Source organism: Amycolatopsis sp. NPDC043885 (assembly GCF_056435685.1).
Genome location: NZ_JBWKEA010000011.1, coordinates 111,537 through 126,192 on the forward strand (window position 1 = coordinate 111,537; position 14,656 = coordinate 126,192).

Consider the following 14,656-nt stretch of genomic DNA (forward strand, 5'->3'; position numbering starts at 1 on the left):
CTCGAAGGCGTGGTGTTCGATTCCGAGCGATTCGACCTTGAGCCGTACACCGGTTTCGACATGTCCCGCTATGTCCGGCGGACGTATTGCAGCTGGGAGGATTCCGGCTGGGAATCGCTGCTCGTCCAGCGATTCGACCACGTTCCCGTCGCCGAGGACATGCGGCTGCCCGCCGTCGCGGATCTGCATCTGGTCCTGCCACTTTCGGGGCGGGCGGTGATGGAGACCCGCGGCGAAGGCCGGTGGAACCGGCATCAGTGGGGACCGGGACGGCTTGAACTCGCCGTTCCCGGCCTGCCACTGCAGCGCCGTTACCGCGGCGACGAAGCGATGCGAAGCCTGCAGGTGCACATCCCGGGCACCACGGTGGAGGCGGTGGCCGCCCGGCTGGGTGGCCGAGCGGTGGACCACGAGGCGATGGCGGCCTCCGTGGCCGAGGGAGATTCGCTGCTCGACGAGCTGGTCCGCGCGGTCGGAAACGCCAGGGAGCAGGACGATCTCTACGCCGAATCCGCGGCCGCCTTCCTCGCCGTGCACCTGCTCACCCGCCACGCGCGGAAGCCGGAGCCGCCGAGCGCGGGCCGGGAGGACCACCGTGTCCGCGCCGCGGTGGCGATGATGCGCGAGCGGCTGGCCGAACCGCTCACCGTCGCCGAAATCGCCGGGGAAGTACATTTGAGCGTCTACCACTTCATCCGCGTCTTCAAGGAAAAGACCGGCCAGACCCCGCACCGTTTTCTCGGCGGGCTGCGGATGGAGGAAGCGCGAAGGCTGCTGCGCGACACCGATCTCCCGATCGCCGGGATCGCGGGTAGATGCGGGTTCGCCACTCCGGGCGCCTTGTCGGCCGCTTTCCTGAAGCACACCGGCTCGCGTCCGTCGGAGTACCGCAATTCCTGACCGCCGCCGCGCAATCCGGCGCATGGTGGCCCCGCCCGCCCGTTCCTAGGGTGAGGCGTGTGAGTAGTTCTGGAGTGCAGTCGTACGACGTCACCGCCGAATCGCCGGCGCCGCCCGCCGCGGTGTGGGCACTGTTGCTGGACGCCCGCAGCTGGCCGGTCTGGTCACGGGTGGGTTCCCTGGAAGTCGCCGCGTCGCAAGGACTTTCCGCCGACGGACGCGACGGTGTCGGCGCGGTGCGTGCCTTCCGCACCGGCAAGACGGTCACCAAGGAGCGGATCACCGCCCTCGACCCCGAACGGCGGTTCGCCTACGAGGGCGTGGACGTCCCGGTGATGCTCGATTACCAGGCTTCGGTCGATCTGTGCGAAACGCCCGGTGGCGGAACGCGGATCCGCTGGCACGGAACGTATCGCGTCGGCAAGGGCAACGCGTGGATCTTCCGTTGGTACCTTCGCCGCTTCATGCGCGACATGGCGACCGGGCTCGCCGATCACGCCGGCGGCCCGGCCAAGAGGCCATGACGAGGAATCAGTGCCGATGAGCGGCTTCGCGGTGGAAGCCCGCGATCATCGCTTCGGTGCTCGGCGGGTTGAAAGGCTGCCCGAGGGTGCGCATGAGTGAGTTCACGCTGGGGCGGTACATCCCGGTCTTGCAGTAGCGGGATCCCTCGAAGACACCGACCGTGCCGCCGTCGGGGGAGGGCTTGCCGAGCCAGGTGTACCACTTGGCCCGGCGGTCCTTCATCTGCTGAGCCGTGAGCGCGGAAGCGTTGGGCTCCCGGGGTTCGCGGGCGTCGCAGGTGCCGTAGTCGTATTCGTCGGCGAGCCCGCCGATGGAGTGCCCGAGTTCGTGGGCGACGATCTGGCTGGCCTGGATGTTGCCGCCCGAAGAGGTCGCGACCCCGCCACCGGCGCCGCCGTACTTCGTCGTGTTCGCCAGCATGATGACCTGATCGACGTCCGGCGCGGCCGCGGCGTACTGGTTCGCCTTGGTTTCGTTGACGCACAACAGCCGTTCGATCCCACCGCACCAGAAGTACGAGCCCAGCGCGGTGTTGCGCCGTATGCCCTGGGTCGGGTCGTTGGTGATACCGGACTGCGGTGACACCACGTCGACCTGCCAGAGGTTGAACTGCTTGCGGTAGCTCTTGTACGGCTCGATGGCGAACAGCGCCGCGATGCTGGAGCGGACGTGCTGCGAGTACGTGCCCAGCTGGGTCGAGGTGTAGCCGTCACCGACGAAGACCAGGTCGAAGGTGGTCTCACTCGGGCCGTTGGTTTCGATCGGGGTCACCGCGGCGGCGCTCGTGATCCGCTGAGGCGCGGCGGTTCGGTCCGAAGCGGGCCGGGTGACGTCCACCCGGGTGATGGTCCCTCCTGGTTCGAAGGCCTCCATCGACGTCGTGAATCCGGGCGCCGCCGACGCCGTCGCGGGAACGAGCCCGGCGACGAGGGTGGCGGTCAGCGCGGCCATGAGGCAGGCGCGTCGCATGCGTACTCCTTGCGGGGACGAGGGGGAGTACGAAAAACGATCCCGACTTTCGACGGCTTCCGGCACATCCCAAGTGGCCATAAGGTCCGCGTGATGGACGTCGAGTTACGTCACCTGCGAGTGGTGTGCGCCGTCGCCGACGCGGGCAGCATCACGCGCGCGGCGATCGGGCTCGGGAGCACCCAGCCCGCGCTGACCGCCGCCGTGCAACGGATCGAGCGCGCGTTCGGGGGAATCTTGTTCGTCCGAGGGAGGGACGGGGTCTTCCCGACGGCGTTCGGTGAATGCGTGCTCGTCCGTGCCCGCGCCGTCCTCGCCGCGGCGGACACGATGCACCAGGACTCGGCGCGTTTCCTGGCGGAAGGCGAGAAACGTCCTGTCGCGCTGGGTGGGATCGGCGGTTCGATGGTCGTCGAGCTGGCGGACCGGCTCGGTGATTCCGGCCGGGGGCAAGCGGTTTCGGTGACCACCGAGTTCTCGCCCTTGCGGTTGCTGGATCTCGTGGCCGGTGGGCAACTCGACGCCGCCGTGGTCGCCGACTATCCCGGGCACAGCCTGCCGTCGGCTCCCGGGGTGGAGTCGCGGCCCTTGGCCACGCAACCGGTGTTCGTGGCGATCGCCGCGGACCATCCCGCCGCCCGCCGCACCGAGGTCGACCTCGCCGACCTGGCCGGGGAACGGTGGGTGCTCGGGCCGTCCGACGGTGCCGGCTGGCCGGAGTGCTTCGAGGAAGCCTGTGCGCGGGCGGGATTCCGGCCGCAGGCGGCGCACCGGAGCACCGAGTTGCGGCCTCTGCAACGCCTGATCGCCGCCGGCCGGGCGATTTCCCCCTGTCAGGTCACCTTTCCCGCCTCACCCGGGATCGCGATCCGGCCCCTGACTGGGGATCCGCTGTGGATGCGGTATCTGATCGCCTGGAGTACGGAAGGTGCCTTCGGCGCGGACAGCGACGTCTTGATCGCCGCGGCCGAGGCGGCCTACCGGTCCGACACCGAAAGCAGCCACCCCTATCGCCACTGGCTCGCCCGCCGCGGTGAACCGGCCGGCGGGCGGCGTGCCATCGGGTGACACCTGGTCAGGGAATTCCCCTTGTCGCGCAGGGGTCCTAGCCTCGGATCACCTCATCGACGAAGGGTAAGAAATTGCGTCTGCGCGCCCTGCTGGCCGCTGCTGTCCTGACCATCACCACCGCTCCGGCCGCGTTCGCCGCGTCGGACGTCGCCCACGGCACCGATGTCCCACCAGGACAGTTCGGGTTCGTCGCGAAGATCGCGATGACGAAGATCCCGCGCCCGGACGGCTCGACCTACAGCAGCTATTGCACGGGTGCGCTGATCGCGCCCGGCTGGGTCGTCACCACCGGGCACTGCTTCCACGACGCGCACCGCAAGCGCGTCGCGGGCAAGGTGCCGTACCCGACGACGGTGACGTTGGGCCTCGTCGACGAGGCGATCGAATCAGGCGTGGCCCGCAAGGCGACCGAAGTGCTGCAGGCGAAGGAAAACGACGTCGCCCTCATCAAACTGGACACTCCGGTGACGACGGTGACCCCGCTGACGGTGAACCGGGTGCTCCCGAAGATCGGCCAGCAGCTGACGTTGGCGGGCTGGGGCAGCCTGACCGCCAAGAACCCCGCTCCGGCCACCCGGATGCAGCAAGGCACGGTCCAGGTGGCGACGGTGGCCCCGACGACGATGGGTGTCCGCGGCGCGGCACCCTCGATCACGACCAGTGCCTGCACGTACGACTCGGGCGCGCCGTACTTCGTCCCGGGAGGCAAGAGCGGCAGCCTGGTCTCGCTGGAGGCCACCGGGCCGGACTGCCCGCACGCCGGGATCGAGACGACCTCGCGCGCGGACGTCATCGCGGACTGGATCGCCACCCAGACGGGCTAACGGGCCGTTTCGTCCGGCGGCGGACCGGGTAGTGGCGTGAGCAGGAGGTAGTGCGATGACGACTGCTCGAATGACCGCGCCTCCGGCGCCGCCGAACCCCATGCCGCCGGACCCCGGCGTCCCCGACCCCGGGATTCCCGAACCGGTGCCGGACCCGGGCAGGCCGGAGCCGGTCCCGGATCCCGGGGTGCCCGAACGGGTCCCCGATCCGGGGCCGGAACGCCCGATTCCGGAACCCGAGAGCCCGCCGGAAGCCCAGCCGGGACCGGCGGGACTCAGAGGGTGAACGCGAGCCAGAGCGCGAGCCAGGCGCAGGCCGCGACCGCGACGACGACCGCGATCACCCGCAGGCCCGCGGTGGCGATCCGGAGCGGCGCGGTTCCGGTGTGGTGTCGGTGATTCCCCATGATTCCGCCCTCCTTCCAAGATCACCATCCGCTCCCGGCGCCCTCGCCGCAGCGGGGAGGGTCCATCCGGGTGACCCCGGCCGGGTGAGAAGCCCGCATTCAGTCCTCTGAATGCGCTCGTTCGCATCGCCAACTACCGCATTCAGAGGACTGAATGCGGGGCATTCAGAGCCAGTCGTTGTGCGCGGCGAAGATCCCCAGCTGGAACCGGCTGGACACGCCCGCGCGGTCCATCAGGTTCTCGAGATAGCGGAACAGGGTGCGCCTGCTGACGCCGAGTTCGGCGGCGATCTCGTCGTCCTTGCGCCCGGCGGCGAGCAGGAGCAGCAGTTCCCGTTCGACCGGCCGGATCGGCTGTTCGGACGTCCGTCCATGCCGGTCGAGTGGAAGCGCGGCCGCCCAGGAGGTTTCGAACAGGCCCTCCAGCGCGGAGAAAAGGCTGCAAGGCCGCACGATTACGATGGACTGGTTGCGATCGGCCTCGCGGATGGTCAGCGCAATGGTCGCCGCACGGTCGTCGAACAGCGTCAGTTTCACCGGCAGCTCGGGTAGCAGGCGGGCCTGTTCGCCTGCCCGCAGGCACGGCAGGATGTTCGCGGCGAGATAGCCGGGATCGCCGAGTGACGCTCCACTGTAGACACAACAGTAGGTGATCCCGCGCCGCAGTTGCTCCTCCTCCAGGAGATTCCGGCGGCCGCCGGTGAAGTACGGCGGGGAGTCGAGGCGGCGCACCTGATGCCGCACCGTGGTCGCGAGGTGCTGAAGCCGGGGGATGATGGCGTCGCCCGTGACCACTTCGAGCAGGTCCTGCGCGTTCGGCATCCCCGAATGCGCCCGCCGGAAGGCGCGGTACGCGATCTGGACCGCGAGCCGCGCGTCGTGCAGTTCGGCCTGCCGTCGCGTGGTCAGTGCGGCGAGCGCTTCGCTGGGGTTCGCGGGGACGTATTCGGACCCGTCCACTCCGGACGACACCGCGAGGCCCGCGTCGGCCAGTTCTTTCAGTGCGAGCTGGACGGTCTCCGCGTCGTCCTCCCGCCAGGCCAGCTCCTCGGCGGTGACGGGCGCGCTGTCGAGCATCCGCCGGTAGATCCGGGAGGCGGTCTCACCGAGTCCCAGCCTGGCCAGCTGCGCGCCGAGACCGTCCGGGGGAGTCGTCGATGCCACTTTCCACCTGCCTCTCACCGGTCCGGGAGCGGTGGCGCCACCGCTCCCGGACCGGTTCGCCGAAACCTAGACGCCCGAGGTGTCGCGGATCCAGGTGCGGTTCGCCGAAATGCTGGTGTGCGTCGAGGTGTCCACCTTGTTGCCGGCGATGTGCACGCCGACCTGCTTGCCGCCGACGAAGACCGGACCGCCGGAGTCGCCGCCGTTGGTCAGCCCGTTGCCCCGGCGGGCCTTGATCAGTCCACTCCCGACACTGGTCACCGTCATCCTGGCGACCTTGAGGTAGCGCTGCAGGTCACCGTCTTCGTTGTAGCCCCAGCCATAAACGTATTCGGTGTCACCGACGGCGACGGAAGTACCGAGGGACGCGTACGTCGTGCTCACCGAGCGGTCGAGCCTCAGCAGCGCGATGTCGGCGCCGCTGGAGGGGGTGTGGATGTCGGCCACCACGGCGTACGTTCCGGCCCGATGATCGACGTCGCCCACCCGGACGGAGTAGTCGGCGCCGGGTTCGTCGACGCAGTGGTGGGCCGTGAGCACCCAGCGGGCGCTGATGATCGAACCGGAGCACCACTGGCTGCCGTTCTGTTCGATCATGGCGGCCCACGGGCCGGACTGGGCGTATTCGCCGTCGATGATGGGGGCCGCGACGGCGGCGGGTGCGACCGTCGTGAGCCCGGCCGCGCACAGCAGGGCGGTGAGGAGACCTCGGAGGCGCATGGGTGCCTTCCAATGCAGGGGAATCAGGGAAAGGAATCGACGGGTCACCCGTTTTGCGGCCGCGGCGGATCGCCAGGGATCGCCCGGCCGGATCCGAAATCGGTTTTCCCATGCTAGGCAGGCGGATACGGCGGTCGATAGCGACTAAAGACGGGAGAAGGACGCGCCGGGCGGCGCCGGACCTGGGCTTTCGGCACGAGAGTGCCAGTGGCACCGATGTGTCAGCGGGGAGTCGTGAGGTGACGTCAGGCGTGTCGCGAAAGCGGCTTTCGCGACATCAGGCCGTGAAGGCCTCCTTCACTACCTTCAGGGTAGGCAAGGAGGCCTTCACGGACACGCGAGCTACTCCGTGATCATCGACGACGGCGTTTCCCGGGCGGCCTGGCGTCGAGCAGTTCCTCGGCGAGCAGGATCGTCCGTTCCGACAGCGTGGCGGACAACCGCTCGACCGACTCGCCGATCCGGCCCGCCTCCCGGCGCACACCCTCGCCCGCGGGCATGTTGTGCCGCTCGGCGAGGCCCGCGAGCCTGCTTCCGGAGACCAGGACCAGATCGGCGAGCCGCTCGCCCAGTTCGGTCAGCCGGTTCGCCGTCCGGCCCGCACGGCGCGCCACGAGGTCTTCGGTCTCCCGCCGCAGCTCCCGGACGGCGGACCTCGACTCGTTCGTCGTCCCGGTGAGTGCGGACCTCAAGGTTTTCGTCACGTCCATCAGGATCGACCTCCACGCGGCTAGCCCCTGGATTTGAGTGTACAGCTGTACTCCGTATTCGCGGAATACGTGATCTCAAAGTCCGCTGCAGGCAAAGAAAACGGCAAAACCGAGAGAACGCGCGTAAGCGCAGCGGGCAACGGGGAGCACTCCTCGCAGATGGCAGTCGAAAAATTTCTGAAACATGTCAACTTCTTGCATTCCGTCCCCGGGTTGTTGCATGCTCGTACGGCTCTGGCTCCCTCCCCGCCGTCTCAAAGAAGAGAAGACGCCATGACACGTATGCGCCTGTCCCGGCTCATCGCCGGTCTCCTGGTCTCGGGGCTTTCCGTCGCCGGACTCTCCTTCGCTTCCGCCGCGAGCGGGCCACCTCCCGACCCCGTCGCCACTCCCGTTCCGGCCGCGCTCGCCGAAGTGCCGTTGACCCGCACAGTGTCGGCGAGCAGCGCGCTGCCCGGTTATCCCGTCGCGAACGCCGTCGACGGGAACCAGGAGAGCTACTGGGAATCCGCCAACAACGCGTTCCCGCAGTGGATCCAGGCAGACCTCGGCACGGCGAAGTCCCTTTCGCGAATCGTGCTGAAACTGCCCGCGGGCTGGGAATCCCGCGCCCAGACACTGGCGGTGCGCGGAAGCACCGACGGCACGGCGTTCACCGACCTCGCCGCGCCGGCCGGCTACACGTTCGCTCCCGGCACCAACACCGTCACCATCCCGATGACCGCGCCGGCCCGCTACGTGCGGCTGCACGTCACCGCGAACTCGCGATGGCCCGCCGCGCAACTCGCGGAATTCGAGCTGTACGGGCCGGACACCGGCGACACGCAGGCGCCGAGCGCGCCGGCGAGTCTCGCGCTGACCGAGCCCGTCTCCGGCCAGATCCGGCTGACCTGGTCGCCCTCGGCGGACAACGTCGGTGTCGACGGCTACACCGTCTATCGCGACGGGACGCCGGTCACCACGATCACCGGCACCACGTTCACCGAATCCAGGCCCACGGGGACCCGGGTCGAGTACTTCGTGCGCGCCAAGGACGCGGCGGGCAACGAATCCGGCGACAGCAACCATGTCGTGCGCTCCGGGACGAGCGCGGGCGCGAACCTGGCGGCGGGCAAACCGATCGAGGCCACGTCGACGGTCCATTCGTTCCTCGCGGCCAACGCCAACGACAACAACACCGCCACGTACTGGGAATCCGCCGCGGGGTACCCGAACGCGCTGACGGTGAAGCTCGGGGTCGACGCGGATGTCGACTCGGTCGTGGTGAAACTTGACCCGGACGCGATCTGGGGTGCGCGGACACAGAATTTCGAGGTCCTTGGTCGTCCGCAGGGTTCCACCGCGTTCACCACCCTGTCGGCGCGAGCCGACCACCGCTTCGACCCGGCCACCAACCAGAACTCGGTGGTCATCCCGGTCAGCGGACGCGCCGCGGAGGTACGCCTTCAGTTCTTCGCCAACTCCGGTGCGCCCGGCGGTCAGGTCGCGGAATTCCAGGTGATCGGCACTCCCGCGCCGAACCCGGACCTCGTCGTCACCGGCACGACCTGGACGCCGGAGCACCCGACGGAGACCAGCAGGCTCGCCGTGTCGGCGACCGTGAAGAACACCGGCACCGCGAACGCGGCCGCCACCACCGTGAACGTCAGCCTCGGCGGCACCGTCGCCGGTGACGCGGCGGTCGGGGCGCTCGCCGCCGGTGAGTCCGCCACGGTCACCGTCGACGCGGGCACGCGTCCACAAGGGACCTACACCGTGGCCGCCACCGCCGATCCGGCGGGCAAGATGGCCGAGCAGGACGAAACGAACAACACCTACACCTCGCCGACGCCGCTGGTCGTCGCCCAGTCGCCGGGGCCCGACCTCGAGGTCACCGGCATCACCTCGAACCCGCCCAATCCGGCGGCCGGTTCGGCGGTGTCCTTCACCGTCGCGGTGCGCAACCGCGGCACGAGCGGCGCGGGCGCTTCGGTGACGCGGCTGGCCGTCGGCGGCACCACACTGACCGGCGCCACCGGTGCGATCGAGGCGGGCGCCACCGCGAATGTCGCGATCTCGGGCACGTGGACCGCCGCCGACGGTGGCGCGACCCTCACCGCGACGGCCGACGCGAACGGCACGGTCACGGAGACCAACGAGTCGAACAACGACCTCTCGCGGGCGATCGTCGTGGGCCGCGGCGCGGCGGTCCCGTACGTCGAATACGAGGCGGAAGCCGCGCAGTACCAAGGACAACTGCTGGAAGCCGACCCGCTCCGCACCTTCGGCCACACGAACTTCGCGACCGAATCCTCGGGCCGCAAGTCCGTGCGGCTGGCGAATCAGGGGCAGTACGTGGAGTTCACGTCGGCGAACCAGGCGAACTCGATCGTCGTGCGCAATTCCATTCCCGACGCCCCCGGTGGCGGCGGGCAGGACGCGACGCTCAGCCTTTACGTCAACGGGACTTTCGCGCAGAAGCTGACGTTGTCGTCGAAGCACAGCTGGCTCTACGGCAGCACCGACGACCCCGAAGGCCTGACCAACACCCCGCAGGCCAACGCGCGACGGCTGTTCGACGAGTCGCACGCGCTGCTGTCGCGGTCGTATCCGCCGGGCACGAAGTTCAAGCTGCAGCGGGACAGCGGTGACAACGCGGCGTTCTACATCGTCGACCTCATCGATCTGGAGCAGGTCGCCCCGGCGTCGGAGAAGCCCGCGAACTGCGTGTCGATCACGGAGTACGGCGCCGTGCCGAACGACGGGAACGACGACTCGGCGGCGATCCAGCGCGCGGTGACCGACGACCAGAACGGCGTGATCGGCTGTGTCTGGATCCCGGCGGGGCAGTGGCGGCAGGAGAAGAAGATCCTGACCGACGATCCGAACGTGCCCAACGGCGGCGGCCAGTACAACCAGATCGGCATCTCCGACGTGACGATCCGCGGCGCGGGCATGTGGCATGCGCAGCTGTATTCGCAGATCGAGCCGCAGAACGCGGGCGGCATCAACCATCCGCACGAGGGCAACTTCGGGTTCGACATCGACAAGAACACGCAGATCTCCGACATCGCCATCTTCGGTTCCGGCCGGATCCGCGGCGGCGACGGCGGCGCGGAAGGCGGCGTCGGTCTCAACGGCCGCTTCGGCACCGGTACGAAGATCTCCAACGTGTGGATCGAGCACGCCAACGTCGGCGTGTGGGTCGGCCGGGACTACAGCAACCTGCCGGCGCTCTGGGGCCCCGGCGACGGCCTCGAGTTCAGCGGCATGCGGATCCGGAACACCTACGCCGACGGCATCAACTTCACCAACGGCACCCGCAACTCGAAGGTGTTCAACTCGTCGTTCCGTACCACCGGCGACGATTCGCTCGCGGTGTGGGCGAACCAGTACGTGAAGGATCCGTCACAGGACATCGCGCACGACAACGTGTTCGCCAACAACACGATCCAGCTTCCGTGGCGCGCCAACGGGATCGCGATCTATGGCGGCTACGGCAACAAGATCGAGAACAACCTCGTCCACGACACGATGAACTACCCGGGCATCATGCTGGCGACGGATCACGATCCGCTGCCGTTCTCCGGGGAGACGCTCATCGCGAACAACGCCCTGTACCGCTGTGGCGGCGTGTTCTGGGGCGAGCAGCAGGAGTTCGGCGCGATCACGTTCTTCGCGCAGGGCAAGGACATTCCCGGGGTCGTGCTGCGGGACACGGAGATCCACGATTCGACCTACGACGGTGTCCAGTTCAAGACGGGTGGCGGCGTCGTGACCGCGGCCCTCACGAATGTCAAGATCGACAAGTCGAACAACGGCGCGGGCATCCTCGCGATGAGCGGCGCCCGCGGCAGCGCGACCTTGACCAACGTGACGATCACGAACTCCGCGAACGGCGACATCGTCCGTGAGCCGGGGTCGCAGTTCGTGATCAACGGCGGGCCGGTGCCGGCGGTGGTCTCGTCGGGGCGCCGTACGCGGTAGGCCGGAAGTGATCCGAGGGCCGGAGCGGGAGACCGCTCCGGCCCCTTTCATGTCCGGGGGCTCAGCCCCGTGACGGCCAACCGGAACAGCCGGTCCGCTTGTGCGGCGGGATCCGGGTAGAGCTCGGTGGCCAGGACGATGCCGACGATCAGGGTGATCAGGTCTGCGACCGTGACGTCCGGAGAGACCACGCCGTCCCGCGCGGCCCGCTGCACCAGCGGACCCCCGGCTTCCTCGATGGCGACGGAACAGGAGTTCTCGTGCTCCAGGGGACCGTCGTAGGCGAGCGCGGCCGCCAAACCGCGGGCGGAGACGCAGTAAGTGACGACCTCGTCGAGCCAGGTCAGGAGAGCCTGCCGGCTGTCGTCCTCGCCGGTCAGCTCGGTGGCGCGGGCGCACAACGCCGCGATCCGCTTCGCGGAGACCGCCTCCAGCAGGGCCCGGCGGGTGGGGAAGTGGCGCCGGACGGTAGCCGAGCCGACGTTGGCGGTCCGTGCGATCTGCTCCAGGGAGGCGCCGGAGCCGTGGGCCGCGACCTCTTCCTCGGCCACCGCGAGGATGCGCGCGTAGTTGCGCCGTGCGTCGGCACGCAGGCCGTCGGACATGTCTTCACCTCGGAGTTTGCGTAAGTGGCGGGCCCCGCCATATTGTAGCGGACGATAAGTGGCGGGCCCCGCCACTTAGTCGACCGAAGGAGTCACCATGTCTTCAGCACCCGTTTTGGTCACCGGCGCCACCGGCAGGCAGGGCGGTGCGACCGCCCGTGCCCTGCTCGCGGCCGGTGTTCCCGTCCGAGCTCTGGTGCGAGACCCGGCCAGGGCGAAAGCCGTCGAAGCGCTCGGCGCCGAACTCGTCGTCGGTGACCTCCACGACGTCGATTCCGTCATCCGGGCGGCCAAGGGCGCCCGTGCCGTCTTCTCGGTACAGATGCCGGGGATGAACGCCGACGGATTCGACTTCGCCGGCGAGGTGACTCAAGGCGTCAACCTCATCGAGGGCGCGAAGGCGGCCGGGGTGCCGCAGTTCGTGCATACCTCCGTTTCGGGTGCCGGCCAGCACGTCGAGGCGGACGGATGGGCCGAAGGGCGCTGGACGTCGATGGAGTCCACGCTGGGTGCCAAGGCCGCGATCCAAGACCGTCTCCGCGAAGCCGGATTTCCGCAGTGGACCCTGCTCAAGCCGGGTTTCTTCATGGAGAACTTCCTGCCCGACATGAAGTTCCTCTTTCCGTGCGGGGTGGACGGCGGTCTGGTCAGCGTCATCAAGCCGTCGACGTCCCTTTCGCTGGCCGCCGTCGACGACATCGGCGCCGCGGCCGCCGCGGTCATCGCCGAACCGGAGCGGTTCACCGGGGTCGAACTGGAGCTGGCGAGCGACTTCCTGACCATGACGGAGATCGCCGAGGTCCTGTCCGGAGTACTGGGCAGGCGGCTGGCGGCACCGGATATGACCGTCGAGCAGGCGGTCGCAGCCGGGATGCCGCCGATGGGCGCCTCGCACGAGTGGCTGAACGTGGTCGGCCAGCCCGGACGTCCGGAATACGCGCGTGAACTGGGCCTCCCGCTCACCGGGTTCGCCGAGTGGGCGCGGAAATATCTTGCGTAGTGCGTGATCGTTGAGGCATGCGCATCGAGCCTCTGCTGGACCATCTCGACCGGGAGGATCCCGGCGGCGTCCTCGGGTTGTACCTCTACGGTTCCGCCGCGGCGGGTGGGCTCAAACCGGACAGTGACGTCGATCTGCTGCTGGTCACCCGCCGCTCGCTCGGCGAATCGGAGCGCGCCGCGCTGGTGTCCCTGCTGTTGCGGCTTTCGGGCTGGCGTGGTCACGCCAGCCGATTCCCCGATGCGGCGGACCGGCGGCCGATCGAACTGACCGGGATCGTGGCCGGGGGCAAGCCGTCGCACCGTGATTTCCAGTACGGGGAATGGCTTCGGGAAGATTTCGTCCAAGGTGGACTTCCCCGGCCGGTGGAGGATCCCGACGTCGTGATCCTCGTGGCCACCGCCCAAGCGGCGCATCGCGTTCTGCGCGGCCCCGCGCTGGCCGCACTCCTCGATCCGGTGCCGCGGGATCTGCTCCGCGACGCGGCGCTCGGCGTCGTCCCCGGTCTGTTGTCCGAGATCGAAGGCGACGAACGCAACGTCCTGCTCACGCTCGCGCGGATCGTCGTGACCGTCGAGACGGGCGGGATCGTCTCGAAGGACGCCGCGGCGGCGGCCATCGCGCCGACGCTCGATGGCGATGGCCGCGCGCTGCTCCAGCGTGCGCGAGCGGGCTACCTCGGTGCGGCTTCCGGTGACTGGACCGGACTTTCGGCCGAGGTGGCCTTGCTCGCGCGGGCTCTCGCGGACCGGGCGAAGGGAGTTTGACAAAGCGGAACAGTGCTCCGTATATTTGTGGAACAGTGCTCCGCTTAGTGTGGTGCCGTCTCACAAGGGAAGAATCACCATGAGTACGCCAGTGATCTCGATCGCCCCGATGACGTTGCCGTCTCCGGGTCGTGCCGTGGATCTGTGGGTTCGGGTCTCCGCCCCGATGACCGGTGGCGGGTTGCCGATCATCCTGCTGTCGCACGGTCAGGGCCCTTCGAATCACCTCTCGTCGCTGAACGGCTATGCCCCGCTCGTGAACTACTGGGCGGCGCACGGATTCGTCGTTCTCCAGCCCACCCATCTCAGTTCCAGAACTCTGGATCTGGGGTCCGATCACCCCGAAGCACCGCTGTACCAACGGTCGCGGGCGGAGGACATGATCGGCATCCTCGACCGGCTCGACGAGATCGAGGCCGCGGTGCCGGGTCTGCGCGGACGAGTGGACCGGGGCAAGGTCGCCGTGGCCGGGCACTCGATGGGCGGGCATACCGCGAGCCTGCTGCTGGGCGCGCGGTACGCCGAGCCGGGTGACGGCACGGTGGTGAGCCTGGCTGAGTCCCGTGTCTCCGCCGGGGTGCTGCTCGCCGCGCCCGGTCGCGGCGGCGACGCTGTCACGGAATTCGTGGCGGAGAACTATCCCTTCTTCGTCAGCACCGATTTCTCCGCGATGACGACGCCCGCGCTCGTGGTCGCCGGCGACAAGGACTCCTCGGCGCATCTGACGGTCCGTGGCCCGGAATGGCACACCGATCCGTACTTCCTTTCGCCGGGGCGCAAGACCTTGCTCACCCTGTACGGCGCGGAACACGGTCTCGGCGGGATTTCCGGCTACGACGTCGCCGAGACGACGGACGAGAATCCGGCGCGAGTGGCCGCGGTGCAGCGGCTGACGGTGGCCTATCTTCGCAGCGAGCTCTACCCGGGTGACCCTGCTTGGCAGGAGGCCGCCGACGCGCTGGCCGCCGAGCCCGATCCGCTCGGGCGGGTCGAATCGAAGTAGCGCCCTAGTTGACAAGTCTCATAGA

The 14,656-nt window shown here is 68.8% G+C and carries 15 protein-coding genes; 9 read left to right on the top strand and 6 right to left on the bottom strand.

Going from position 1 to position 14,656, the window contains the following annotated elements; all coding sequences use genetic code 11:
* Positions 1-9 precede the first annotated feature (9 nt).
* Positions 10-900, top strand: coding sequence for a helix-turn-helix domain-containing protein (locus tag AC069I_RS28040; protein WP_478227034.1), 891 nt, complete (start codon positions 10-12; stop codon positions 898-900).
* 74 nt (positions 901-974) lie between these two features.
* Positions 975-1,424 (top strand): SRPBCC family protein, encoded by a 450-nt coding sequence (locus tag AC069I_RS28045; protein ID WP_478227119.1) that lies wholly within the window; start codon positions 975-977, stop codon positions 1,422-1,424.
* Positions 1,425-1,431: 7 nt separating this feature from the next.
* On the opposite strand, the gene AC069I_RS28050 is transcribed toward AC069I_RS28045, so the two are convergent.
* Positions 1,432-2,394, bottom strand: a complete 963-nt coding sequence (locus AC069I_RS28050) for a M64 family metallopeptidase (protein WP_478227035.1) — start codon at positions 2,392-2,394, stop codon at positions 1,432-1,434.
* A 93-nt stretch (positions 2,395-2,487) separates the two neighbouring features.
* On the opposite strand from AC069I_RS28050, the gene AC069I_RS28055 reads away from it, so the two are divergent.
* The 3 genes from AC069I_RS28055 (at position 2,488) to AC069I_RS28065 (ending at position 4,575) form a co-directional block, all read left to right on the top strand.
* Positions 2,488-3,462, top strand: coding sequence for a LysR family transcriptional regulator (locus AC069I_RS28055; protein WP_478227036.1), 975 nt, complete (start codon positions 2,488-2,490; stop codon positions 3,460-3,462).
* Between the two features lie 74 nt (positions 3,463-3,536).
* A complete protein-coding gene (locus tag AC069I_RS28060) occupies positions 3,537-4,289 on the top strand; it encodes a trypsin-like serine protease (protein WP_478227037.1) in 753 nt (250 codons plus the stop codon).
* 55 nt (positions 4,290-4,344) lie between these two features.
* On the top strand, positions 4,345-4,575 hold the full coding sequence (locus tag AC069I_RS28065; RefSeq protein ID WP_478266751.1) for a hypothetical protein: 231 nt from the start codon (positions 4,345-4,347) through the stop codon (positions 4,573-4,575).
* Here the strand turns inward: AC069I_RS28065 and AC069I_RS28070 are convergent.
* The 4 genes from AC069I_RS28070 to AC069I_RS28085 all read right to left on the bottom strand — a co-directional run bounded on the left by AC069I_RS28070 (position 4,565) and on the right by AC069I_RS28085 (position 7,290).
* Entirely contained in the window at positions 4,565-4,696 is a 132-nt protein-coding gene (locus tag AC069I_RS28070; protein ID WP_478234346.1) for a hypothetical protein, read from the bottom strand. The genes AC069I_RS28065 and AC069I_RS28070 overlap by 11 nt on opposite strands.
* A 165-nt stretch (positions 4,697-4,861) precedes the next feature.
* Complete coding sequence (locus AC069I_RS28075) at positions 4,862-5,860, bottom strand: LuxR C-terminal-related transcriptional regulator (protein ID WP_478266752.1); 999 nt, start codon at positions 5,858-5,860, stop codon at positions 4,862-4,864.
* 66 nt (positions 5,861-5,926) lie between these two features.
* Positions 5,927-6,580 carry a S1 family peptidase gene (locus AC069I_RS28080; RefSeq protein ID WP_478227040.1) on the bottom strand — a complete coding sequence of 218 codons (654 nt, stop codon included), beginning with the start codon at positions 6,578-6,580 and terminating at the stop codon, positions 5,927-5,929.
* A gap of 353 nt (positions 6,581-6,933) precedes the next feature.
* Positions 6,934-7,290 (bottom strand): hypothetical protein, encoded by a 357-nt coding sequence (locus AC069I_RS28085; protein ID WP_340682450.1) that lies wholly within the window; start codon positions 7,288-7,290, stop codon positions 6,934-6,936.
* Positions 7,291-7,563: 273 nt separating this feature from the next.
* Between AC069I_RS28085 and AC069I_RS28090 the strand changes: the two genes are divergently transcribed.
* Positions 7,564-11,256, top strand: a complete 3,693-nt coding sequence (locus AC069I_RS28090) for a CARDB domain-containing protein (RefSeq protein ID WP_478266753.1) — start codon at positions 7,564-7,566, stop codon at positions 11,254-11,256.
* 47 nt (positions 11,257-11,303) lie between these two features.
* On the opposite strand, the gene AC069I_RS28095 is transcribed toward AC069I_RS28090, so the two are convergent.
* Entirely contained in the window at positions 11,304-11,861 is a 558-nt protein-coding gene (locus AC069I_RS28095) for a TetR/AcrR family transcriptional regulator (protein ID WP_478227042.1), read from the bottom strand.
* 97 nt (positions 11,862-11,958) lie between these two features.
* On the opposite strand from AC069I_RS28095, the gene AC069I_RS28100 reads away from it, so the two are divergent.
* From AC069I_RS28100 to AC069I_RS28110, 3 genes are all read left to right on the top strand, one after another.
* On the top strand, positions 11,959-12,861 hold the full coding sequence (locus AC069I_RS28100; RefSeq protein ID WP_478227043.1) for an NmrA family NAD(P)-binding protein: 903 nt from the start codon (positions 11,959-11,961) through the stop codon (positions 12,859-12,861).
* A 17-nt stretch (positions 12,862-12,878) separates the two neighbouring features.
* Positions 12,879-13,628, top strand: coding sequence for an aminoglycoside adenylyltransferase domain-containing protein (locus tag AC069I_RS28105; protein ID WP_478227044.1), 750 nt, complete (start codon positions 12,879-12,881; stop codon positions 13,626-13,628).
* Between the two features lie 79 nt (positions 13,629-13,707).
* Positions 13,708-14,631, top strand: a complete 924-nt coding sequence (locus tag AC069I_RS28110; protein WP_478266754.1) for an alpha/beta hydrolase family protein — start codon at positions 13,708-13,710, stop codon at positions 14,629-14,631.
* Positions 14,632-14,656: the final 25 nt, after the last annotated feature.

What these genes read in the sequence shown, in the direction of transcription:
- AC069I_RS28095 (WP_478227042.1), bottom strand. Translation starts at nt 11,861, where the DNA reads ATGTCCGACGGCCTGCGTGCCGACGCACGGCGCAACTACGCGCGCATC.
- AC069I_RS28100 (WP_478227043.1), top strand. Translation starts at nt 11,959, where the DNA reads ATGTCTTCAGCACCCGTTTTGGTCACCGGCGCCACCGGCAGGCAGGGC.
- AC069I_RS28080 (WP_478227040.1), bottom strand. Translation starts at nt 6,580, where the DNA reads ATGCGCCTCCGAGGTCTCCTCACCGCCCTGCTGTGCGCGGCCGGGCTC.
- AC069I_RS28065 (WP_478266751.1), top strand. Translation starts at nt 4,345, where the DNA reads ATGACGACTGCTCGAATGACCGCGCCTCCGGCGCCGCCGAACCCCATG.
- AC069I_RS28055 (WP_478227036.1), top strand. Translation starts at nt 2,488, where the DNA reads ATGGACGTCGAGTTACGTCACCTGCGAGTGGTGTGCGCCGTCGCCGAC.
- AC069I_RS28050 (WP_478227035.1), bottom strand. Translation starts at nt 2,394, where the DNA reads ATGCGACGCGCCTGCCTCATGGCCGCGCTGACCGCCACCCTCGTCGCC.
- AC069I_RS28105 (WP_478227044.1), top strand. Translation starts at nt 12,879, where the DNA reads ATGCGCATCGAGCCTCTGCTGGACCATCTCGACCGGGAGGATCCCGGC.
- AC069I_RS28090 (WP_478266753.1), top strand. Translation starts at nt 7,564, where the DNA reads ATGACACGTATGCGCCTGTCCCGGCTCATCGCCGGTCTCCTGGTCTCG.
- AC069I_RS28085 (WP_340682450.1), bottom strand. Translation starts at nt 7,290, where the DNA reads ATGGACGTGACGAAAACCTTGAGGTCCGCACTCACCGGGACGACGAAC.
- AC069I_RS28070 (WP_478234346.1), bottom strand. Translation starts at nt 4,696, where the DNA reads ATGGGGAATCACCGACACCACACCGGAACCGCGCCGCTCCGGATCGCC.
- AC069I_RS28110 (WP_478266754.1), top strand. Translation starts at nt 13,708, where the DNA reads ATGAGTACGCCAGTGATCTCGATCGCCCCGATGACGTTGCCGTCTCCG.